Origin of the sequence: Arthrobacter burdickii (assembly GCF_030433645.1) — a bacterium.
In the GTDB taxonomy this organism is placed as follows: domain Bacteria; phylum Actinomycetota; class Actinomycetes; order Actinomycetales; family Micrococcaceae; genus Arthrobacter_D; species Arthrobacter_D burdickii.
Genome location: NZ_JAROCG010000001.1, coordinates 1,387,583 through 1,409,574, shown reverse-complemented (window position 1 = coordinate 1,409,574; position 21,992 = coordinate 1,387,583). Strand labels below are relative to the sequence as shown.

Sequence of the window (21,992 nt, the reverse complement as noted above, 5' to 3'; positions counted from 1 at the left end):
CGGCACACTCCGGCTCGAGGCCGGGCGCCTGACTACTTCTTGTTGCGGCGCTGGTGACGGGTCTTGCGAAGCAGCTTGCGGTGCTTCTTCTTTGCCATACGCTTGCGGCGCTTCTTGATTACTGAACCCATAGAGTCCTCACAAACTGTTGTGTAGCCAGCGCGGATCCAGGCAGGAAGCCAAGAGGCCGGCGCTGTGATGACGAAAGGCACATGCCTGCTGGCAGTTGCCCGGATGGTGCAAAAGTCGGGCGGGCCTAGGCCCGCCCAAAACGCTCCTTAACAGGGTACATCCGTTTGGAGAACGGACTGGACGGTCTGCCCGCCGCTCAGGCGCTCTCGGTCTGGACGTCGACCTGCGCCCGGAGGAGGAACTCCCCCACTGCCGATTCGGGGACCCGGTAGGACCGACCGAACTGGACTGCCGGCAGGTCTCCCGCGTGGACGAGCCTGTACACCGTCATCCGTGAAACGCGCATGAGGTCGGCCACTTCCGCGACCGTCAGAAACTGCACATCCGAGAAGTTATTCCCGTCTGCCATCACACCACTATTCCTTTGCATGGAGGCCTGGATCCCGCTCCGGGACCGGCATCGAGAAGGATGCCCGGAGCGACTGCACGGCGTGTCGCCTTGTAGCAAAGGATGATCCGCCTAAGGAATCACTTTAGTGGCTGGCGGAACCAAACGAAAAGGAAGCCGTGCGCCGGACCCGCACGGAGGACCTCATGAATCGCGACGACGGCGCAACTGCGACAGGAGATCGGCGGCGCGCTCGGCCGCCCTGCCCATGGTCCTGCCGATCTGGGGTCTCGGCGCCCCCGGCTCGACCTGGACCTCCGGATTTGCGAGGACCGCAGCGGCAAGGACTCCCGCGTCTGTCGGCGTCGCTTCGGCGACCGCGGGGGACACAATCTCGGGGACGACATCCGGCGCAGCATCCGGACCAGCGTCCGGTCCCGCCTCGGGCACAGCCTCCGGTACCGCGTCCGATGCCCCCTCGGGTCCCGCGCCCCGCCCGGCATCGGCTCCCGCAGCGGCGCTTCCGCCGGCCGGTTCGATGTCCCCGGGCTGGGCGGCCCGCGGATCGAAGTCGGCAAGCCAGTCCCGCACGAGTCCGAGCGGGGCGGTGTCCAGCGAGTAGTAGCGCTTCTGGCCCTGCGCCCTCATGCTGACCAGTCCTGCCTCCCGGAGGACCTTCAGGTGCTTGGACACCGTCGGCTGGCTCACCTGCAGCTCGACAACGAGCTCCCCCACCGCTTTGTCGCCGTCGCGCAGGTGCTTGAGGATCTGCCTGCGCGTTCCTTCGGCGATGACAGCGAATACATCATCGATTCCCATCCGCCCACCCTAGCGATATATACGCCGGAGGGCATCCTGACGCCCGGGAGATCAGTCGAACCAGGGGTCCAGCCCGTGGAGCGGGAACACTGCCTTGCGGGTGGCCATCACTGTGCGGTCCAGGTCGTCGTTCGGGTCGTACCCGATCTCCCAGGAGCGCCACCACGGCTCGGCGCCGTCGCCCATCAGCGCCGGCGTGTCGATGCCGTGCCGCTCGAGCACGTAGTCCCGCCATGCCGCGGGCACCGGGGTCGCCGGCGCTATCGCGGCTCCGGCCGCCACGGCGACGAGTAGCGTCCAGGACCGGGGCACGACGCTCGCCAGGGCATAACCGCCGCCGCCGGTCGCGATCCACCGCCCGTCGCAGAGCCGGTCCGCCAGCTCCCGCACGCCGAGCATCATCGCGTGCTGTGCGTCGACGCTGACGCGCAGGTTTGTCAGGGGATCCTCCCGGTGGGAGTCGCAGCCGTGCTGGCTGACGATGACATCGGGCGCGAAGGCCCCGGCGAGCTGCGGCACGACGGCGTGGAAGGCCCGCAGCACGGCGGAATCCCCCGCGACCGTCGGCAGCGCGACGTTCACGGCGTAGCCCTCGGCACCCGGTCCGCCCGTCTCGTTGGCGAAGCCGGTCCCGGGGAAGAGGCTCATCCCCGTCTCGTGGAGGGAGATCGTCATGACGCGGGGGTCATCCCAGAAGATGCTCTGGGTGCCGTCGCCGTGATGGGCGTCGACGTCGATGTAGAGGACGCGCCGGGCGCCGCGGTCGAGCAGCCGCTGAACGGCCGCCGCCGCGTCGTTGTAGATGCAGAAGCCGCTGGCGCGCGACCGGGCCGCGTGGTGCATACCTCCGCCGAAATTGACCGCCCGCACAACGGAGCCCTGCACGATCGCGTCGGCGGCGCCCAGCGAACCGCCCGCAAGACGGGCGCTCGCCTCGTGCATGCCCACGAACGCGGGGGTGTCCTCGGTGCCGAGGCCCATCCCGGCGTCCGAGCGGTCCGGGTTGCTGCTGACGCTGCGGACGGCGCTGATGTAGTCGGGGCTGTGGACCGTCGCGAGGTCGTCGTCCGAGGCCACGAAGGGTGACGCGACCGTCACGTGGCCGAGGTCGAGCAGACCGCAGTCACGCGTGAGCCGGGCAGTGAGGTGCAGCCTCTCGGGGTTCATGGGGTGCTGCCCGCCGAAGTTGTAGGCCAGCATCGATTCGTCCCAGACGACCTGGAGGGGTACCGCTGGCCCTGAGTGCGTAGACATCCCTGCAAGGCTACGCGATAGGCGATATTACGACGATGCGTCCGGGTGAGATGCTTTACTACTGCAAGGGAGGATAAGGGATGATTCCGATGCCGCTTCGGCGGGAGGACCAGCGAACGGGGCAGTGCGGGCGGCAATGGTGACTTTCCAGCCACGACGGCTGAAGGACGATCACAACGGGTACTTCAGGCTGCTGGCCTCGATCCGCGACTTCGTCGACTCCTTCGCGAACAGTTCACCCGCCCGGCTCGCCCTCTTCATCTTCACCGCCGTCATCCTGGTCTTCACCGCACTGCTGAGCCTGCCCATGTCGAGCAGCAGCGGCACGGTCACCCCCATCCACGATGCGTTCTTCACAGCGGTGTCCGCCGTCTGCGTCACCGGCCTCACCGTCGTGTCCACTGCGACACACTGGTCTTTCTTCGGGCAACTGGTGATCCTGCTCGGCATCTTCATCGGCGGCCTCGGCACCCTCACCCTCGCGTCCCTCCTGGCCCTGATCGTCAGCAAGCGCCTCGGGGTCCGGGGGAAGCTGCTGGCGCAGGAGGCCCTCAACAATGCGAGCCGCCTCGGTGAGATCGGCACTCTCCTGCGGATCGTCATCACCACCTCCGTGGTGATCGAGGTGGTGCTCGCCGTCGTCCTGATCCCCCGGTTCATGCTCCTCGGCGAACCGTGGTGGCAGGCGCTCTGGCACGGCATCTTCTACTCCATCTCCGCCTTCAACAACGCAGGCTTCACCCCCCACAGCGACGGCCTGGTGCCCTACGAGACGGATCTCTGGATCCTCACCCCCCTCATGGTCGGAGTCTTCCTCGGCAGCCTCGGCTTCCCCGTGGTCATGGTCCTCGTGCAGGTGGGCCACCGGTTCAGGAAGTGGACGCTGCACGCAAAACTCACGGTGTCCGTCTCGCTGATCCTGCTCGTGGCGGGCACCTTCGCGTGGGGATTCCTCGAGTGGGAGAACAGCCGCACGATCGCCAACCTCAGCGTCGCCGACAAGACCATCCATGCCTTCTTCGCCTCGGTCATGACGCGCTCCGGCGGGTTCAACCTCGTGGACCAGAACGACATGAACACGACGACGATGCTCCTGACGGACGCCCTCATGTTCGCGGGCGGCGGGTCCGCGTCGACGGCCGGCGGGATCAAGGTCACCACCATCGCCGTCATGTTCCTCGCGATCGTTGCCGAAGCGCGCGGCGACTCCGACGTGCGCGCCTGGGGACGCACCATCCCGCACAGCGTGATGCGCGTCGCTATCTCGGTGATCTTCATGGGCGCCACGCTCGTGTTGGTCGGCAGCGGCCTCATCCTCGCCCTCTCCGACGAACCGCTCGACAAGGTGGTCTTCGAGGTCATCTCCGCGTTCGCGACCGTCGGCCTCAGCACCAACCTGAGCGCCGAGCTGCCCCCTGCGGGCAAGTACGTCCTGTCCGCCCTGATGTTCGCGGGGCGCATGGGCACCATCACCCTCGCCTCGGCTCTCGCGCTGAGGCAGCGCAGCACGCTCTACCACTACCCTGACGAGAGGCCGATCATTGGCTGAAAGACCCGCCCACAACGCACCCGTCCTCGTGATCGGACTCGGCCGCTTCGGCGCGGCGACAGCCGAGCAACTGGTCCGACAGGGCCGCGAGGTCCTGGCCATCGAGCGGGACCCGCAGCTTGTCCAGAAGTTCGCGGGCATCCTCACGCACGTCGTGGAGGCGGATGCGACGAACATCGACGCACTCCGGCAGCTCGGCGCCCAGGAGTTCTCCGCCGCCGTGGTCGGGGTCGGGACCTCGATCGAGTCCAGCGTGCTCATCGCCGCCAACCTCGTGGACCTCGGCATCGACCACCTGTGGGTCAAGGCCATCACCCCCTCGCACGGCAAGATCCTCAAGCGCATCGGCGCCAACCACGTCATCTATCCGGAGGCGGACGCCGGCCAGCGGGCCGCGCACCTCGTCGGCGGGCGCATGCTCGACTTCATCGAGTTCGACGACGGCTTCGCGATCGTGAAGATGTATCCGCCGAAGGAAACCCAGGGCTTCACGCTCGCCGAGTCCTCCGTACGCTCGAAGTACGGCGTCACGGTGGTCGGCGTGAAGTCGCCCGGCGAGGACTTCACCTATGCGCGGCCCGAGACGAAGGTGTCCGGCCGCGACATGCTGATCGTCTCGGGCCACGTGGACCTGCTCGAGCGCTTCGCCGGCCGGCCCTAGCCGCGGCCCGTCGGAGCCGGCCGGCGGCCCGTCCGGGTCAGTGCCCGCGGCCCGTCCGGCGCTGGCAGAGGTCGGTGCCCGCGGCCCGTCCGGGTCAGTGCCCGCGGCCCGTCCGGCGCTGGCAGAGGTCAGTGCCCGCGGCCCGGCGCGGTCAAGACGACGCCGACTCCGCCAGCTCGCGCGTGATCTCGGCCGCACGGGCAGTGGCCGCCTGGGCGCCGTCCGCGACGATGTGCGCCAGCCCGAGCTTGTCGAAGGTCTCGATCGCGCTCTGCGTGGTGCCGTTCGGGCTGGTGACCGCCCGCCGCAGCGCCGAGGCGTCAGCGCCCTCCTCGGCGAGCATGAAACCTGCCCCGGCGACCGTCTCGCGGGCGATCAGCCCGGCCAGGTCCGGATCGAGCCCGAGCTCCTCGCCTGCCGCTGCCATGGCCTCGGCGAGGTAGAAGGCGTAGGCGGGGCCGGAGCCGCTGACGGCCGACAGCGCGTCGACCTGCTCCTCCGGGATCTCGACGACGGTACCGGCCGGCCGCAGCAGGTCACGCGCCCGCGCCATGAGGTCCGGTCCGGCGGAGGATCCCGCGGAGATGGACAGCACTCCCCTGCCCAGCCGTGAGGGGGTGTTGGGCATCGACCGGATGACAGGCTGCCCCGCGGGCAGGGCTGCCTCGATCATCGCGATGGACACGGCGGCGGCAACGCTCAGGACCACGGCGGAGGGCTTCAGCGCCGGGGCGACCTCCCGGGCGAGCGGAACGATGCCCACCGGTTTCACCCCCAGGATGACGACGTCGGCATCCCGTACGGCTGCGGTGTTCGCGCCGTCGACCTCCGAAGTGGCCTGCGCGTCGATCCCGTGGCGTTGGCGGAGTTCCTCCGCCCGCTCGGCGCGCCGCACGGTGGCGGTGACCAGGGCGGGGTCGAGGCCGGCTGCCAGGAGCCCGGCCAGGATGGACTCGTTCATGGATCCGCAGCCGAGGAAGGCGATGCGCTGCGTGGTGTCCGTAGTCATGGCCCCATCCTGCCACGAGCGCTTCCAGCCTGTTCCCAGCGTTCTCGGTGTTACGGCACAAGGAAGGCGGCTAGTGTTCCAACTACCCCATAAAGGTGCGAGTGATGGGCCGGAATTCCTGATCCGGTCCGGCGTCGGTGGTAGCGGATGATCCCCCAACATCCGTTCCCGCCGGCGCCTTTCTTCGTGTCCGGCGCTTCCGGCCCCGTTCCGCCGGCCCTTGTCGGCGGCCCGTCAGTGGCGCAGGTTCATCCGCGCGAAGCGGAGCGTCTCCGCGAGCCACTCCTCGCGCTCGCCCGCCCCGCGTGCCCGGCGCGTGCTGACCTCCACCGCCACCACACCGTCCCACTCCGCGGCGGCGAGATGGTTGAGCGCCTCGGCGCACCGCTGCTGGCCCTGACCCGGGAGTAGGTGCTCGTCCTTGCCGTTCGGCGTGCCGTCCGTCAGGTGCACGTGCGCGAGCCTGTTCCCCAGGGTACGGATCTCCTCGAAGGAGTCCATCCCGGCGATCGCGGCGTGGGAGAAGTCCCACGTGATGCGCTCGTACGGCTCTGGAACGGGGTTCCAGTGCGGCAGGTACGCTTTCGCCTCGCGGCCCCGAACCTTCCACGGGTACATGTTCTCGACGGCGATCTCGACACCGTACTCGCGGGCGACCCGCGTGATGCCCTCCGGGAACTCCTCGGCATACCCCGTCTGCCACCGGAACGGCGGGTGCGTCACCACGGTCTTCGCCCCCACCTCCGCAGCCATGGCGGCGGAGAGCTCGATCTTCGTCCAGGCCTTGCCCCATACCTGTTGCGTCAACAGGAGTGTCGGCGCGTGGATGGCCAGGATCGGCATCTCGTAGCGCTGGCTGAGCATGCTGAGCTGGTCGGGGTTCTGGCTCACCGAGTTGTTGGTGACCATGACCTCCACGCCGTCGTAGCCGAGGTCCTGTGCGAGCGCGAAGGCGTCGTGGACGGAGAGCGGGTAGACGGAGGCGCTGGACAGCGCGACCGGGATGCGGCCGTCGGGCTGTGCCACCTCAGGCTCCCCCGGGCAGGGACAGGCGTCGTGCCGAATCGAGCTGGATGTGGCCCACCCCGACTCCGGGCAGCGGCTCGTCGGCCTCGAACATCTTGGCGTCGAACCGCCGCAGCAGCAGGCCTTCCCGCAGCGCCCACGGGCAGATGTCCATGGACGGGACGTCGAACAGTTCGAGGGCGCATTCGGCGACGAGCGCACCCGCCAGGACCTGTGGCGCACGGAGCTCGGAGACGCCGTCGAGGTTGATGCGGTCCTTGACGCTCATCGCGGCCAGGCGCTTGGTCCACAGCTTGAGGTCCTCCAGGCGCAGCTCGCGGCGCACGAAGGGCCCGGCGGCCGACGGGGCCGCCCCTGCAATGCGCGCCAGCGAGCGGAAGGTCTTCGAGGTTCCGGCCACGAGGTGGGGGCTGCCGAGGTGGGCGAACTGCGGCACCGCTTCCCGGAGGGTCGCCCGGATGTAGCGGCGCAGTTCCTTCACGCTCTTCGCCGACGGCGGATCCCCGCGGAGCCAGTCGCGGGTGAGGCGGCCCGCGCCGAGCGGAACGGACAGCGCCACCTCGGGGAGCTCGTCGGTGCCCATCGCCATCTCGAAGGACCCGCCGCCGATGTCGAGGTTGAGGATGGATTCGGCTCCCCAGCCGTACCAGCGGCGGACGGCCTGGAAGGTCACCGCGGCTTCCTGGTCCCCGGACAGTTCCTGGAGGTCGACGCCGGTCTCCTCACGCACGCGCGCGAGGACCTCGCTGCCATTGCCGGCCTCGCGGATGGCCGAGGTGCAGAACGCGAGGAAGTCCTCGGCGTCGTGCCCGCTCGCGAACTCACGCGCCTCACCGACGAAGCCAACGAGCTCGTCCTGGCCCTCCCGCGAGATACTGCCGTCCTCGTCGAGATAGGCCACCAGCTGGAGGGGCTTCTTGTGGGAAGCGAACGGCACGGGACGCCCACCCGGGTGGGCGTCCACGAGCAGCAAATGGACCGTGTTCGACCCTATGTCCAGCACACCTAGCCGCATTGTTCCCGCGCTTCCCGCTCATCCCCCGCTATCGTCTGTCTACCCGCAGCGCTACTTGCCCGCCGCGACCTTGCGCTTCGCAGGCGCCCGGCGCGTGGTCTTCTTCGGGGCCGGGCCCTTGGCACGCTTGTCGGCGAGCATCTCGATCGCCTGTTCGCGGGTCAGTTCCTCGATCGCCATGGAGCTGGGCACTGTGATGTTGGTGACGCCGTCCGTGATGTAGGGGCCGAAGCGGCCGTCCTTCACCACGATGGGCTTCTCACTCACGGGATCGTCCCCGAACTCGGCCAGCGGTGGGGTGACCGTCCTGCCGGCACGCTGCTTGGGCTGCTTGTAGAGTTCCTGCGCCTGCTCGAAGGTGATCGTGAAGATCTCCTCCTCCGAGCCGATGGAGCGGGAGTCGCTGCCCTTCTTCAGGTACGGGCCGAACCGGCCGTTCTGCACCGTGATCTCCTTGCCGTCCTCGTCCGTCCCGAGGACGCGCGGCAGGTTCATCAGTTTGAGGGCATCCTCGAGCGTGACCGTGTCCACCGTCATGGACTTGAAGAGCGAGCCGGTGCGCGGCTTGACCTTCGCGGGCTTCTTCGGGGGCTTGGGCTTGCCGTTCTTGTAGTACTCGACCGGCTGGCTGGCCAGTTCCTCGGCCGTCTGCTCGGGGATCAGCTCGATCACGTACGGTCCGTAGCGGCCGTCGCGTGCCACGATGGTCCGCCCGGTCTCCGGGTCGGTCCCGAGGACACGCTCCTCCGACGTCGGGGCCTCCATCAGCTCGATCGCCTTCTCGGCGGTCAGCTCGTCCGGCGCGAGGTCCTCGGGCACGTTGGCGCGCTGCGGCTCCGTGCCCTCCGGTGCGTCCGGTGGCAGGGGCTTCTCGAGGTACGGTCCGAACTTGCCCACGCGCAGCGTGATGCCATCGGCGATCTCCACCGAGTTGATGCGGCGCGCGTCGATCTCGCCGAGCTCGCTGACGATCGTGTGCAGGCCGGTGTCCTTGCGGTCCCCGTAGTAGAAGTGGTTGAGCCACTCCACACGCCCGGTCTCGCCGCGGGAGATGCGATCCAGGTCCTCCTCGAGCTCCGCCGTGAAGTCGTAGTCGACGTAGTCGTTGAAGTGCTCCTCGAGCAGGCGTACCACGGAGAAGGCGATCCAGCTCGGCACGAGGGCCTGGCCCCTGGTCCGGACGTAGCCGCGGTCCATGATGGTGGACATCGTCGCGGCGTAGGTCGACGGGCGGCCGATGCCGCGCTCGTCCAGGACCTTCACCAGGGACGCCTCCGTGTAGCGCGGGGGCGGCGACGTCTCGTGGCCGGAAGCCTCGATCGCCGTTGCACCGAGGGCATCGCCCTGGGCGACGTTCGGCAGGCGCGTACCCTGTGCGTCGTCGTCGGTGCCGTCCTCGTTGCGGTCCGCGTCGCGGCCTTCCTCGTAGGCGGCCATGAAACCACGGAAGGTGATGACGGTGCCGGAGGCGGAGAATTCGGCATCCCGGCCATCGGCGCTCCTGGCACCGAGGCGCAGCGACGCCGTCGAGCCCTTGGCGTCCGCCATCTGCGAGGCGACGGTCCGCTTCCAGATCAGCTCGTAGAGCCGGAATTCGTCACCACGCAGGCCCTGCGCCACCTGGGCGGGCGTGCGGAAGGAATCGCCGGCGGGGCGGATGGCCTCGTGCGCCTCCTGCGCATTCTTGGCCTTGCCCTTGTAGACGCGGGGAGACCCGGGGACGTACTCGGGGCCGTACAGCTCCGAGGCCTGCCGACGCGCGGCGTTGATGGCCTGGTCCGACAGCGCCGACGAATCGGTACGCATGTAGGTGATGTACCCGTTCTCGTACAGCCGCTGCGCCACCTGCATTGTGACCTTGGAGCTGAAGCGCAGCTTGCGGGCCGCCTCCTGCTGCAGCGTCGACGTCGTGAACGGCGCCGCGGGACGGCGCGTGTAGGGCTTGGTCTCCACGGACCGCACCGTGAAGGCGGCGCTCTCCAGCCCGACGGCGAGGGAGCGTGCGGCGTCCTCGTCGAGCCGGACGACGTTGGCCGCCTTCAGCTCACCGCGGTCGGAGAAGTCCTTGCCGGAGGCGATGCGGCTGCCGTCGACGGCGACGAGCTTCGCGGGGAAGGTGCTGCCCTTCGAGGAATCCTCGGGTGTGAAGGTGCCCGTGAGGTCCCAGTACGACGCCGCGCGGAAAGCCATGCGCTCGCGTTCGCGTTCGACGACGAGGCGGGTGGCCACGGACTGCACGCGGCCGGCGGACAGGCCGCGGGCCACCTTACGCCAGAGGACGGGTGAGATCTCGTAGCCGTAGAGCCGGTCGAGGATACGCCGGGTCTCCTGGGCATCCACCATGGGGATGTCGACGTCGCGCAGTTCGCCCATGGCGCGCGTGACGGCTTCCTTGGTGATCTCGCCGAACGTCAGCCGGTAGACGGGGACCTTCGGCTTGAGGACCTGCAGCAGGTGCCAGGCGATGGCCTCGCCCTCGCGGTCCGCATCGGTTGCGAGGTAGAGCTCGTCGGCGTCCTTCAGGGCGGCCTTGAGCTCCGCGACGGTCTTCCGCTTCTCGGGTGACACGACGTAGTACGGCTCGAAATCCTTGTCGAGGTCCACCGCGAACTTGCCCACGGAGGACTTCTTGAGTTCCGCGGGGAGGTCGGAGGGCTGCGGCAGGTCGCGGATGTGCCCCATGGACGCGGCGACCTGGAAACCCTCGCCGAGGTAGCCCGAGATGCTCTTGATCTTGCTGGGGGACTCAACGATGACGAGCTTCTTGCCGTGCTTCTTGTCCGTGGCCTTGGTCGGCACTTCTCTCCTATATAAGCGGGTGCGATGCCGCAGCAGTAACGCGGATATCCGGTCCGGATCCCGCTGCTGGGCCTTCACCTGACAGTATGCGTCATGCGTACCTGCACAAGGGTAACCGCTGGTTTCAGGGGGCAGGAATCAGGAAGCCCTCCCGGATGAGCTGCTCGACGTCGACCAGCAGCGCGGAGGTGAAGGCCGCATCGGGCCTCTCCAGCAGCATGGCGAGGGCGCCTGCGATCTGCCCCGCGGTGAGGTCGCCGTCGCACGCGGAGACGAATCCGGCGAGCTCGGTGCTCAGGAGCGTGGTGCGCCGGAGGCCGGCCCCCTGCCGCAGCAGGATGACCCCGGGGTGCTCGGCCCCGGGCCGCTGGTGGCGTTCCTCGGTGACGTCGTCGGCGACGAGCAGGAACTCGTCGGCGATGCCGATGCCCGAGGCGGCCTGCTCGGTGTGGGCCGCCAGCCAGTCGTTGCGGCCTATGGCGGCGGCCAGGTGCGGGCCCACGGGCTGCTCGATGTCGTGGGTGATCTCCTCGAGCGTCACCCGGACGAGGTTGCTGGGCGTTCCCGGCCTGCGGAGCCACACCGAACCGAAGCCGATCGCCTCGACGTTCCGCGAGGCGAAGTCCGCCAGGTAGGCGGCGAAGCCGTCCAGGTAGGCGCTGCGGTCGCGGTTCTCGGCGGCGTCGCGCAGCCACGTCTCGGCGTACTGCACCGGCGTCAGCTGCTCGCGCTGGATGATCCAGGCGTCCACGCCGGGAGGGACGAAGCTCCGGATGCGGCGGTCCCAGGCCGTACCCTCGGTGATCTCCCAATTGCCGAGCAGCTGCGCGGCGCCGCCCGGTGCGAGGATCCCGGGCAGGTCCCGGACCAGTGTCTCGACGATGGCATCCCCTGCCAGTCCCCCGTCACGGTAGGTATAGCCCTCCTCCCCCGTGCGCGGCGTGATCACGAACGGCGGATTGGAGACCACCAGGTCGAAGTGCTCCCCCCCGACCGGCGCGAGCAGGCTGCCCCGGCGGAGGAGAACCCGGTTCCCGAGCCGCTGGGCGTCGAGGTCCAGTGCCGGTGCGTTGAGCAGGAGGTTGAACCGCGCGAAAGCGAGGGCGCGGTCGGAGATGTCCGTCGCAGTCACGTGGCGGGCATGCGCCAGGAGGTGGAAGGCCTGGATGCCACACCCTGTTCCCAGGTCCAGGGCGCGGTCCACCGGCGTCCGCAGAACGGTCTGGGCAAGGGTCAGCGAAGCCCCTCCGATGCCCAGGACGTGGTCGTGACGCAGGGGTCCGGGGCGCTGTTCGGCCCCGAGGTCGCTCGCCACCCACAGGTTGCCTCCGACGTCCGAGCCGTACGGACGCAGCTCGACGGCGGCGCGCCAGCGCGCCGGGGCCGCTCCCGCACCACTGCCGGCGGCACCCTCCGCGGCATCTCCGGCCCCGGCTCCCGTGGCGCCTTCCGCGGCACCGCCTTCCGGTCCGGTCCTCTCGATGAGCCTCAGCCGTTCGAGGCCGGGTACGCCGATGCCGGGGAAAGCGGCGTGGAGACCCTCTTCCGGGACGGTCTCCCCGAGGAGCCACAGCAGCACCGGGATGACCTGCGCACTGCCGCCTCCACGGAGGAGGCGCCGGCATTCGAGAAGCGCCGGAACCAGCTGTCCCCGGCCGAGGGCGGAGTATGCGGCAACCCCGAGAAGGGCTTCGACGCCGTCGACGGTGTAGTCGAGGGCAGCCAGGTCCCCGGCGAGCGCCTCGAGCGCGGGCAGGTCGGTGCTCGACGGCGCGGACGGGACGTCGTCGTCGAACTCCTGCCGGCCGGCACCCTCGGTGACCGGCATCAGGCAGCCCCTGCTGCCGTCGCCTCGGCCTCGTCGGACTCGCACCCCTGCGGGCAGCGCAGGGTGGCGGGGTCCGCCGCGCACCCGGCGCAGTACAGGGTCAGGTTGCGGCAGGACGGGTTGGAGCAGTTCTCGAACTTGTTCGTGGGTGACTCGCAGCGCACGCACTTGCCGATCGTCACGGCGTCGTCGCTGAATTCGAGGTGCATGCGCTTGTCGAAGACGTAGAGCGAGCCCTCCCACAGTCCGCCGTCGCGGTACTTCTCGCCGTAGCGCACGATGCCGCCGTCGAGCTGGTAGACCTCCTGGAAGCCGCGGTTGACCATGAGGCTGGAGAGCACCTCGCAGCGGATGCCGCCCGTGCAGTAGGTCACGACAGGCTTGTCCTTGAGCTCGTCGTACTTGCCGGAGTCCAGTTCACGGACGAAGTCGTGCGTGGTCCGCACGTCGGGGACCACAGCACCCTTGAAGCGGCCGATCTGCGCCTCGAGCGCGTTCCTGCCATCGAAGAAGACGACCTCCTCCCCCTCCGCACGCTTGGCGTCGACCAGCGCATGCAGCTCTTCGGGTGCGAGGTGCGTGCCGCCGCCCACGACGCCGTTCCCGTCGACCTTCAGCTCACCCGGGGCGCCGAAGGAGACGATCTCGTCCCGCACCTTGACGCTCAGCCTCGGGAAGTCGTCCGCACCGCCGTCGGACCACTTGATCTCCATGCCCCGGAAGGCCGGGTACTCCCGCGTGGTCTTCGCGTACTGCTTCACCGCGCCGATCTCGCCACCGACCGTTCCGTTGATGCCGTCCTTGGAGATGAGGATCCTCCCGCGCAGTCCCCACTTCTCGCAGAGTGCGCGCTGCCACAGACGGATTGCTTCAGGATCGGGCAAGGGTGAAAAGGCGTAATAAAGGGCAATACGGTTCATCGACACGACTTAAAGCCTACTTTGCGGCTTCAAACGGTCGCCTCCGCTGCTGCACTCCCTGTGATTCGCGGTCCCCGAGAACTATCGTTCAGCACATGGGCGCACACGCAGACGACGAGCTCCTCCAGACCTGGATCGACGGATGGTCCGCGTGCCGGGGATACGAACCGCACAGGGACGGGCGCAGTACCTCCGTCCTGCTGACGGACCAGCAGAACCAGACGGAGCACTTCCTCTTCGAACCCACCACCGAACGGTTCCTCGAGCTGGCGTCCGAGACCCGGCAGGATCCGGGACGGGTGCTGACGGTCGTCACCAACCGGATGCAGGAGCTCATCGACGCGGCTCGGCCGCTGCACGTGCACGTGACGGACCGGCAGCAGTCCCTGATGAGCGTCGACATGCGGGGCCAGGACGTCGAGGACCCGCGGGTGCCGAGTGACGACTTCACACTCGAGCGTTCCAGCGAGGGTGCCTGCCGCAGCGTGACGGTCCATGCCGGAGGGGAGCTTGCAGCCCGGGGATCGGTCTCCGTGGTGGGCGATTACGCGGTCTACGATCGCATCGTCACGGAGGAGGGCTACCGGCGGCGGGGGCTCGGCAGCTACGTCATGCGTGCCCTGACCGCCGCGGTCCTGGAGGACGACATCACCACCGGCCTGCTCATGGCCTCGGCGGACGGCCGCGCCCTGTACGCGTTCCTCGGGTGGCAAAATCTCGCCGACGTGTTCGTCATCAGAGGATAAGGAGCCTTTGCGCCGTGCGTGCGGGATTCCCGATGGGACAATTGCGGCGTGGCTGCGCAGAACTCCCTGATCCCGCTGCTCGGAGGTGGACCCGACCCTGAGCAGCTACTGCATGTCCGCGAGATCCCGGCCCGAGAGGCCGAGCACGCCCCCTGGCCCGCGTGGGCGCACCAGGACGTCGTCGAGGCGTTCCGGACGCGCGGGGTGGTCGAACCGTGGCGGCACCAGGTGGAAGGTGCCACGTCCGCCCACGACGGGGCGCACACGATCATCGCGACGGGCACCGCCTCGGGGAAGTCCCTCTGCTACCAGCTGCCGGTCCTCGACGAGATCCACCGCAGCGAACTCGGAAATCGCGCGACCCTCGCACCGAACGGGTCCGTGGCCCTCTACCTCGCGCCCACCAAGGCCCTGGCCGCGGACCAGCTGTCCGCCATCAACGCACTGAAACTGCCCACGGTCCGGGCCGAGACGTACGACGGCGACACGGAGTCCGGCGCGCGCCGCTGGATCCGCGACCATGCGAACCTGGTCCTCGCGAACCCGGACATGCTGCACTACGGCATCCTGCCCCACCACACCTGGTGGGCCCGCTTCTTCCGTCGCCTCAAGTACGTGATCATCGACGAAGCCCATAGCTACCGGGGGGTGTTCGGGTCCCACGTCGCGAATCTCCTTCGACGGTTGCGGCGGATCTGCGCGAGCTACGGCGCGAACCCCGTGTTCATCGGGGCTTCGGCGACGTCGGCCGAGCCCGCCGCATCCTTCGGACGGCTGATCGGCGCCCCGGTGGCCGCCGTCGCCGAGGACAGCTCGCCGCACGGCTCGACGACGGTCGCGTTCTGGGAACCCCAGCTCACGGGCATGAAGGGCGAGAACGGCGCTCCCACCCGGCGGACCGTCATTGCCGAGACATCCGACCTCCTCGCGAACCTCGTGTCCTCCCAGGTGAGGACCATCGCGTTCATCAAGTCGAGACGCGGCGCCGAGAGCATTGCCCAGACGTCCCGCAGGATGCTCGAGGATGTACATCCGAGCCTCCCGCACCGCATCGCGGCCTACCGGTCCGGATACCTGCCGGAGGAACGCAGGGCGCTCGAATCCGCGCTGCGGAGCGGGGAACTGCTGGGTGTCGCCAGCACGTCGGCGCTGGAACTCGGCATCGACATCTCCGGCCTCGATGCCGTCCTGGTGGCCGGCTGGCCCGGGACGAGGGCTTCCCTCATGCAGCAGATCGGCCGCGCCGGACGGTCAGGACAGGACGCCATCGCGGCGTTCGTCGCCAGCGACGACCCGCTGGACACCTACCTGGTGCACCATCCCGAGGCGGTCTTCGACCTCGCCGTCGAGGCGACCGTGTTCGACCCCTCCAATCCCTATGTCCTCGGTCCGCACCTGTGCGCCGCCGCGGCCGAGCTGCCCCTCACCGACGGGGACCTCGGCCTGTTCGGTGCCACTTCGGAGGATCTGCTCGGCACCCTGTGCGACCAGGGCTTCCTGCGGCGCCGTCCCGCGGGATGGTTCTGGACACACCCGCAGAGCGCCGCCGCGATGGTCAATCTGCGCGCCGACGGGGGCGGCCCGATCAATATCGTCGAGGCGGATTCCGGGGCGCTGCTCGGGACGATGGACTCACCCCAGAGCCACTACCAGGCACATCCGGGCGCGGTGTACGTCCATCAGGGGCGCGCCTACGTGGTGCAGGAGCTCAATGAGCAGGACCACTGTGCTGTCGTCTCCCGCGCCCATCCCGACTACTACACGCAGGCACGTGACGTCACGCAGATCGAGGTCATCGGACGCGATGTCAGCCGACTCTGGGGCGGTGTCCTCGCCAACTTCGGTGATGTGAAGGTCACCACCCAGGTGGTGTCCTTCCAGCGCAAGGCTTTCTCCTCCAACGAGGTCCTGGGCGAGGAGCCGCTCGAGCTCGGGGCACGGGATCTCTTCACGAAGAGCGTGTGGTTCGAGATCAGCCCGGAGCTCCTCGAGGCGGAAGGCATCCTCGCGGAGGAGCTTCCCGGAGCACTCCATGCGGCGGAGCATGCCGCGATCGGACTGCTGCCCCTGGTGGCGTCCAGCGACCGGTGGGACATCGGTGGGGTATCCACCGCCCTGCACGCCGACACGGGGCTCCCGACCATCTTCGTGTACGACGGCTACCCGGGGGGTGCAGGCTTCGCCGAGCGCGGTTTCGAGGCGGCGCGGACCTGGCTGTCCGCGACCCGCGACGCGATCGAAGCCTGCGAGTGCGAGTCCGGCTGCCCCTCCTGCGTCCAGTCCCCGAAGTGCGGCAACCGCAACAACCCGCTCAGCAAGGGCGGTGCCGTCGCGGTCCTCTCACTGATCCTGAAGCAGGCCGCCGACACGGCGACCGGAGCCGAGCCGGCGTCCGGATCCACGCCCGGATCCGCCGTCTCGTTGGGCCGGAAAGCCTAGACCGCCAGGACCAGGACGCCGCGTCATGGAGGACATCCAGGCCGCGCTGTCCTCGACGTCAGGGCGGAGGCCCAGCCCGCGCCGCACCCACCGCATCGGGAAGCAGGCCCGCAATGCTGACGGAGACGCGGACCAGGGCAGTTCCCGGACCCGTCTCACCGATGACGCAGTCCTGCACGGCTGCACCGTGGTGTTCCGCAACTGTTCCGGCCACGGAGCACGGGTCGCCGACCGTGAGTCCCCGGGCAGCGTCCGCTGCGGCCAGTGCGGCGAGATCTGCTGCTGTCGCCGCTTTCGACGCGCCCGACGCGGCCTGCAGCAGGAGGGCCGCGGAAGCAATCAGCAGCAGTGCCAGCATGGCGAGGCCTGCCATCAGCAGCGTCCCGGCCCCGCCCTCCGAATCGGTGAGCGACCCGGCTCCGCTCTCCGAGTCGGTGGGCGACCCCGCGCTGCCCACGGCCGTGCACCTACCCACCGTCCTCCTCCTTACCCGAGGCCGTCGCAGTCAGCTCGATTCCCATCAGTTCGACGACGGGCCCTTCGACCCGCGCCCTCACCTCCACGGTGGTCCAGCCGGAGCCGAACGCCACGGAGGCGGTCGCATTGCTCCCTGCAAGCCGCCGCACCGTCTGTTCCACGGACGCGCTGCTCTCACCCCGCATGGCCTCGCGTGCTCCTGCCCGTGCTGCTTCCTCCAACTGCAGCTGGACCGTGCCGACGTGCGCGGTACCGAGCAGGAGAGCGAGCAGGACGACCAGGGCGGGAAGGACGACGGCTACCTCGGCGGTGACCGACCCACGCTGACCAGGGTGTGCGCGTCCCATGCCACGATCCCGGGCGGCAGGCGTCCCGCCGAGACCGCAGGAAGGGATGCCGGGGTGACCGCACGCGTTCCCTCTCGTCTGTCCCCGCTTCGGCCCGCCCCGGTCCGCGCCCATCAGCCGAAATTCAGCGCAGACGTGATCAGGGACATCAGGAGGCCCTTGACCTCGCCACTGGACAGCACCGCGACGAGCAATGCCGCAAAGGCGACTGCGGCGAGCGTGGCGATGGCATACTCGGCGGTCGCCATGCCTGCCTCCCCGCCGGGAACGCCATCCTGGCGGTGCCGGATGATCCGTGCGTTCGACCGCCGCCGCCGTGCATCAGCCCGACGGGCAGCCCGATCGCCCGCGGGCTCCGGGTCGGGGAAACTCCCCCTGCCGCCCTGGCCGAGGATCGGCTCGGGGATGACCGCGTCAACGGGGGGCTCGCTGATCGTGCAGGACGATCCGTCATGTCGGGCTTCCGCGGGCGCCCGGAACGAGGAACCATCCAGCCTCCTGGCGTGTGTTTCCGATGACATTGGAACTCCTTCTGTCGGCGGGGGCGTTGGTCCCCGTGCTGGGAGCGGCAGTCGCCGCAGGACCAACTCTCGCGAGGCGGAAGTGCCCGGCGGGTTCCCCGAAGGGCTAAGTGGATAACCCCCTGGCGGGACTAGAGGGGCAGGAGCCCCAGGACGACGGGCACGACTCCGAGGCAGATGAAGGCAGGTAGTGAACACAGGCCGAGGGGCAGGACGAGTTGCACTCCCAGTGCCGCGGCTTTCCTGTCCACCTCGCGGTTGTGCCGTCGTCGCAGCTGGGCCGCGTGGGCGTGCAGGAGCGCCGCGGACGGCGCGCCCGTGGAAGTAGCGAAGCGAAGGCCCTGCCGGACGTCTTCAACGACGCCATCCTGAATCAGCGCTCCACGTCTCCGGCCGGGCCCGTGTGCCCGCTGCTTGGGGGCAGCGGAAGAGCTCCCACCGTTCAGCCCGTGGTGCCACGCGGGTCCGCCGGCGGATCCCCCTGCGCTGTCCCACGCGGCATCCCATGCGGCGTCCCACGAAGCGCCGAGGACCCGGGCGGCGTGGACCCGCACCAGGGACGTACGGATCCGGGGCTCGCAGGTTTCCGCGACGAGGAACAGGGCCTTCTCGACCGAAGCTCCCGAGGACAACACGGCGGCCAGCAGGTCGAGGATGAGCGGCGCGTCCCCGATTCCCCGTCGTCCTCCCGGACGTGCGGGTGGCGGGATCCTTGACCTGACCCGCCCCGACCCGACCATCAGCGTGAAGGCCGCAGCGGCCAGCAGCAGGGAGACCAGCGGCCCGGCCATCATGGCGCACCTCCTGCGCGCTGCACGAGGCGCCGGGACCATCCACGTGATGCCACCATCAGGACTGCGCCCGTCAGGAGGGCGAGCCGTCCCAGGGCTGAGCCGATGAGCACCTCGAACGGGTTGATGCCGAGGGCGAAGCCGAGGACCAGGCCGACGATCGGCAGCCAGGCGAGGAGGACGACCGTTGCGCGGGGTCCTGCGAGCGCAGTGTCCCGGGCGGACAGCCCGTCGAGCTGGGCGTCGAGCTGGGCTGCGTAGTGCTCGAGGATCCCTGCCAGCGGTGCCCCGCTGCGCTCCGCGGCCTCCAGGCAGCCCGCGAGGTCAATCCACAGGTGGTCGACGTGGGTGCTGCTCCAGCCCCTGCGGCGTGTGTCGCTGGAGCCCCCTGCAGCCTGACGGAGGGCATCGGGGATGCTGAGGCCCAGGCCGGCCGCCCGGCATGCCGTCGCGATCACCGGTAGGGCCGCATCGCCGAAAGCGCTGTGCCGGTCTGCGTAGACGACCTCGAGGTCCGCCCACAGGACATGGGGTGGCCGCCCCGCCCTGAGGAGCCCGGCCAGCTGGTGCACGAACAGTGGCAATTCATGCAGGTCGGCCGTCTTGGGGCCGGTCGGCCCTCGCCCTATCCGGACGCCGACTCCCTGAACACCGGACGCCCCGATGAGGACCGTACCCGGCTGTTGCCTCCTGCTCCGCGGAACCGTCCTGGGGAGTGCGAGCACGACGGAAGCACACGCCAGCAGGCATGCGACGGTCGTCCCGGTCCCGGGTCGGGCCCGGTCCAGCCCACCCTGAGGGCGAAGCCGCTCCATCCCGCCGCCCGGTGGCAGCCCTCACGGGTATCGACCAGGGCCGGCGTCACCTCGAGGTCCCTGCCCGGACTCAGCTCCACGAGCCCGATGCTTTCGACGCGTCGGCCCCGGGCATCGCGCACGACATGCACCACCACATCCAGGCCGCTGGCCGCCTGCAGTGCGAGGGCGTCAGGCGTCAGGCCCGCAAGAGCGGCGAGCGCGCTCAGACGGGCCGGGACGGCGTTCGCTGAATTCGCATGCACCGTTCCCCCGCCACCGTCGTGCCCGGTGTTCATCGCCGACAGCAACTCGCGGACCTCCGCACCGCGGCATTCCCCGACCACCAGCCGATCCGGCCTCATCCTCAGCGCCTGTCGCACGAGTTCGGTGAGATCGAGCACGCCCGCCCCCTCGAGGTTGCCGTGCCGGGACTGGAGTCCGACCGTGTGCGGGTGGGACGGGTTGAGCTCTGCCGCATCCTCGACCAGCACCACGCGCTCCTGATGCCCGGCCAGGCCGAGGAGGGTGGAGAGGAGTGTGGTCTTCCCGGTTCCTGTCGCGCCGCTGACGAGGAAATTCAGGCGGTGCCGCATCATCAGCGTCAAGGCCTCCGCCATCGCGGGAGCGATCGTCCCGCTAGCGACGAGTTCCGGAAGGGTGAACACCCTGGGCCTCCGGATCCGGATCGACAGGAGTGTCCCCGCCGTCGAGATCGGTGGAAGGACGGCGTGGATCCGCAGTCCTCCCAGACGCACGTCCACGGCGGGACACCCGTCGTCGAGGCGCCTGCCGCCAGCGGCCACGAGACGGACGGCGAGAGCGCGCACCTCCTCGTCGGTGTCGAACATGCGGCCGATCCGCCGCAGGCCTGTGGCGCCGTCGATCCAGACGTCATCGGGTCCGTTGACGAGGATGTCCGTGACGGTTTCCTCCGCGAGGAGATACTCGAGCGGCCCCAGTCCCTTGAGTTCGGCACGGACGTGGTCGAGCGCGGACAGGGTTCCTTCCGACCCGAGCAGCCTCCCGCTCGATCCCACGGCGTCGGCGAAGGCCGCTCCGGTCGCCGGCACCTCTCCGGCAAGAACAGCCCTCCGCACCGACTCGACCATGGAGGCCCCGGAGGCTCCGGGTGCCCCGGGTACCCCTCCGGGATCCCTGCCCCCTACCCCGTCGCCGGCCGGCCACCCCGGGGGATCCTGGTAGGGAGGGGCACTGCCGAGGGCGGTACGCAACTGGCGCCGGGTGGGCCCGCCCCGCATGTCACCGCCCCTCATGCCGTCCGCTCCATACCGGCGACGCCACCGGTGGCGACACCCGCGACGACGCCCGCGACCACGGACTGGACGACTTTGCGCGCCTTTTTCGGCACTCGGAAATCGAGCATCCTGCCGTCTGCTTCCGCCTGGGCCGCTCCCCGCACGAAGGGAAGGTACGGGAGGGGCCCGGCTCGTCCGATCGATTCGGCGACGAACCACGCGTCCAGGCCGTCGAGTACCGGGCCGCGCAGCACCACCGTCACAGGTGTCGACCCGTGGGCCTGCAGGACGCCGGCAGCTGCGGCGACGCTGCGGGGCCTGGCCGGGACGAGGAGGACCAGCCGATCGCATGCAGCCGCCAGCGACGGAACGGCGGCACCGCTGCTGCCGAGATCGATGAAACTGGTGTCGAAGGCGCCCCGTGCAGCTTCGAGGACCACTCCGGCGGACCCCATACTGTCCCCTGGCGGACTTTGGACGGAGCCGGTCGGCGCGGTGTGCGACAGCAGGGAGAAGGTACCGTCCGTCGGCAGTGCCGCCGCGAGCTGCTCGGCACTCAGTGTGCCTCGGATCTCCCCGAGGTCGTGCCATCGCACACCGGGCCGGTCCTCGAGGCCGAGGGCGAGGTCGAGGCCCCCACCCAGGGGGTTCCCGTCCACCAGCAACGCGGGTCCCCCCTCGGTAGCGGCATGGCGTGCGCACCAGAAAGCGAACGTACTGACCCCGCATCCACCAGCGGTCCCGAGGACACCGACGACGGGCCCGGTGGCGGCCGGGTTCAGGAATCGTCCGAGGTGTTCCGCGAGCCAGCCCGCACCCTGGGGCAGGATGACGACGCGGGACGACGGCAGGCCGGCGGCGCTCCCCCATGCCCTCGTTTCATCCCCGGCTGCCCCGACCACGATGACCTCACGCTGGCCGTGCAGCCCTTCAGTCACCTGCTCGCAGCCGACGAGGAGCACCAGTGGATCGAGGGAGAGGGCTTCTGTGAGGACGGGAACGAGCAGAGGCGTGACGCCTGCGGCAGCACAGGCCCTCGCCACCTGGTCCTTGACCAGCTGTGAGCCGCCCGCAAGGACCACCGGCCCCCGTCGGGCGTTCAGGGCCCACATCGCCTGCGTCATCCGCCAAGCATCGTCCGGCGAGTTCACTCCGGACCGGGCACCGCCGCTATGTGGACAGCCCTTCCGATTCGAGGAATGACACTCCCACCGCCGA

21 protein-coding genes are annotated in these 21,992 nt (G+C 69.4%); 4 read left to right on the top strand and 17 right to left on the bottom strand.

The genetic code is table 11. From position 1 onward, the window contains the following. Nucleotides 1-32: 32 nt before the first annotated feature. From P5G52_RS06540 to P5G52_RS06525, 4 genes are all read right to left on the bottom strand, one after another. Nucleotides 33-131 (bottom strand): 30S ribosomal protein bS22, encoded by a 99-nt coding sequence (locus P5G52_RS06540; RefSeq protein ID WP_003792170.1) that lies wholly within the window; start codon nucleotides 129-131, stop codon nucleotides 33-35. 197 nt (nucleotides 132-328) lie between these two features. Further along, the gene (locus P5G52_RS06535; protein WP_301225763.1) at nucleotides 329-541 is read right to left on the bottom strand and encodes a helix-turn-helix domain-containing protein; all 213 of its coding nucleotides are present in this window, start codon (nucleotides 539-541) and stop codon (nucleotides 329-331) included. Between the two features lie 183 nt (nucleotides 542-724). Further along, the gene (locus tag P5G52_RS06530) at nucleotides 725-1,339 is read right to left on the bottom strand and encodes an ArsR/SmtB family transcription factor (protein WP_301225761.1); all 615 of its coding nucleotides are present in this window, start codon (nucleotides 1,337-1,339) and stop codon (nucleotides 725-727) included. Between the two features lie 51 nt (nucleotides 1,340-1,390). Further along, nucleotides 1,391-2,593 (bottom strand): acetoin utilization protein AcuC, encoded by a 1,203-nt coding sequence (locus P5G52_RS06525; RefSeq protein ID WP_301225759.1) that lies wholly within the window; start codon nucleotides 2,591-2,593, stop codon nucleotides 1,391-1,393. A gap of 136 nt (nucleotides 2,594-2,729) precedes the next feature. Here P5G52_RS06525 and P5G52_RS06520 point away from each other — a divergent pair, with 136 nt between their 5' ends. Together P5G52_RS06520 and P5G52_RS06515 are read left to right on the top strand one after the other, a co-directional pair. Beyond that, entirely contained in the window at nucleotides 2,730-4,142 is a 1,413-nt protein-coding gene (locus P5G52_RS06520) for a TrkH family potassium uptake protein (RefSeq protein ID WP_301225757.1), read from the top strand. Next, nucleotides 4,135-4,803: a potassium channel family protein gene (locus P5G52_RS06515; RefSeq protein ID WP_087074562.1), complete on the top strand. Its 669-nt coding sequence runs from the start codon at nucleotides 4,135-4,137 to the stop codon at nucleotides 4,801-4,803. Before P5G52_RS06520 ends, P5G52_RS06515 begins: the two co-directional genes overlap by 8 nt. A 151-nt stretch (nucleotides 4,804-4,954) precedes the next feature. Here the strand turns inward: P5G52_RS06515 and proC are convergent, their stop codons facing one another. The 6 genes from proC to trhO form a co-directional block, all read right to left on the bottom strand. Then, a complete protein-coding gene (gene proC / locus P5G52_RS06510) occupies nucleotides 4,955-5,812 on the bottom strand; it encodes a pyrroline-5-carboxylate reductase (protein WP_301225754.1) in 858 nt (285 codons plus the stop codon). 234 nt (nucleotides 5,813-6,046) lie between these two features. Next, a complete protein-coding gene (locus P5G52_RS06505) occupies nucleotides 6,047-6,838 on the bottom strand; it encodes a sugar phosphate isomerase/epimerase family protein (protein ID WP_301225752.1) in 792 nt (263 codons plus the stop codon). A 1-nt stretch (nucleotide 6,839) separates the two neighbouring features. Further along, nucleotides 6,840-7,853 (bottom strand): Ppx/GppA phosphatase family protein, encoded by a 1,014-nt coding sequence (locus P5G52_RS06500; protein ID WP_301225750.1) that lies wholly within the window; start codon nucleotides 7,851-7,853, stop codon nucleotides 6,840-6,842. Nucleotides 7,854-7,904: 51 nt separating this feature from the next. Continuing rightward, nucleotides 7,905-10,652, bottom strand: a complete 2,748-nt coding sequence (gene topA, locus P5G52_RS06495; RefSeq protein WP_301225748.1) for a type I DNA topoisomerase — start codon at nucleotides 10,650-10,652, stop codon at nucleotides 7,905-7,907. Between the two features lie 124 nt (nucleotides 10,653-10,776). Beyond that, on the bottom strand, nucleotides 10,777-12,480 hold the full coding sequence (locus P5G52_RS06490; RefSeq protein ID WP_301225746.1) for a DUF7059 domain-containing protein: 1,704 nt from the start codon (nucleotides 12,478-12,480) through the stop codon (nucleotides 10,777-10,779). Continuing rightward, nucleotides 12,480-13,406: an oxygen-dependent tRNA uridine(34) hydroxylase TrhO gene (trhO, locus tag P5G52_RS06485; RefSeq protein ID WP_301225744.1), complete on the bottom strand. Its 927-nt coding sequence runs from the start codon at nucleotides 13,404-13,406 to the stop codon at nucleotides 12,480-12,482. Before trhO ends, P5G52_RS06490 begins: the two co-directional genes overlap by 1 nt. Nucleotides 13,407-13,495: 89 nt before the next feature. Between trhO and P5G52_RS06480 the strand changes: the two genes are divergently transcribed. Then, complete coding sequence (locus tag P5G52_RS06480) at nucleotides 13,496-14,146, top strand: GNAT family N-acetyltransferase (RefSeq protein WP_301225742.1); 651 nt, start codon at nucleotides 13,496-13,498, stop codon at nucleotides 14,144-14,146. 48 nt (nucleotides 14,147-14,194) lie between these two features. Continuing rightward, a complete protein-coding gene (locus P5G52_RS06475; protein WP_301225740.1) occupies nucleotides 14,195-16,585 on the top strand; it encodes a DEAD/DEAH box helicase in 2,391 nt (796 codons plus the stop codon). 58 nt (nucleotides 16,586-16,643) lie between these two features. On the opposite strand, the gene P5G52_RS06470 is transcribed toward P5G52_RS06475, so the two are convergent. The 7 genes from P5G52_RS06470 to ssd all read right to left on the bottom strand — a co-directional run bounded on the left by P5G52_RS06470 (nucleotide 16,644) and on the right by ssd (nucleotide 21,898). Further along, the gene (locus P5G52_RS06470; RefSeq protein WP_301225738.1) at nucleotides 16,644-17,060 is read right to left on the bottom strand and encodes an Rv3654c family TadE-like protein; all 417 of its coding nucleotides are present in this window, start codon (nucleotides 17,058-17,060) and stop codon (nucleotides 16,644-16,646) included. Then, a complete protein-coding gene (locus tag P5G52_RS06465) occupies nucleotides 17,053-17,409 on the bottom strand; it encodes a TadE family type IV pilus minor pilin (protein ID WP_301225736.1) in 357 nt (118 codons plus the stop codon). Before P5G52_RS06465 ends, P5G52_RS06470 begins: the two co-directional genes overlap by 8 nt. Nucleotides 17,410-17,522: 113 nt before the next feature. Next, nucleotides 17,523-17,930, bottom strand: a complete 408-nt coding sequence (locus P5G52_RS06460) for a DUF4244 domain-containing protein (RefSeq protein ID WP_363321868.1) — start codon at nucleotides 17,928-17,930, stop codon at nucleotides 17,523-17,525. 131 nt (nucleotides 17,931-18,061) lie between these two features. After that, nucleotides 18,062-18,724, bottom strand: coding sequence for a hypothetical protein (locus P5G52_RS06455; protein ID WP_301225734.1), 663 nt, complete (start codon nucleotides 18,722-18,724; stop codon nucleotides 18,062-18,064). Next, nucleotides 18,721-19,293 carry a type II secretion system F family protein gene (locus tag P5G52_RS06450; protein ID WP_301225732.1) on the bottom strand — a complete coding sequence of 191 codons (573 nt, stop codon included), beginning with the start codon at nucleotides 19,291-19,293 and terminating at the stop codon, nucleotides 18,721-18,723. Before P5G52_RS06450 ends, P5G52_RS06455 begins: the two co-directional genes overlap by 4 nt. A 53-nt stretch (nucleotides 19,294-19,346) precedes the next feature. After that, nucleotides 19,347-20,627: a TadA family conjugal transfer-associated ATPase gene (locus P5G52_RS06445; protein ID WP_301228684.1), complete on the bottom strand. Its 1,281-nt coding sequence runs from the start codon at nucleotides 20,625-20,627 to the stop codon at nucleotides 19,347-19,349. A 161-nt stretch (nucleotides 20,628-20,788) separates the two neighbouring features. Continuing rightward, nucleotides 20,789-21,898 carry a septum site-determining protein Ssd gene (gene ssd / locus P5G52_RS06440; RefSeq protein ID WP_301225730.1) on the bottom strand — a complete coding sequence of 370 codons (1,110 nt, stop codon included), beginning with the start codon at nucleotides 21,896-21,898 and terminating at the stop codon, nucleotides 20,789-20,791. Nucleotides 21,899-21,992: the final 94 nt, after the last annotated feature.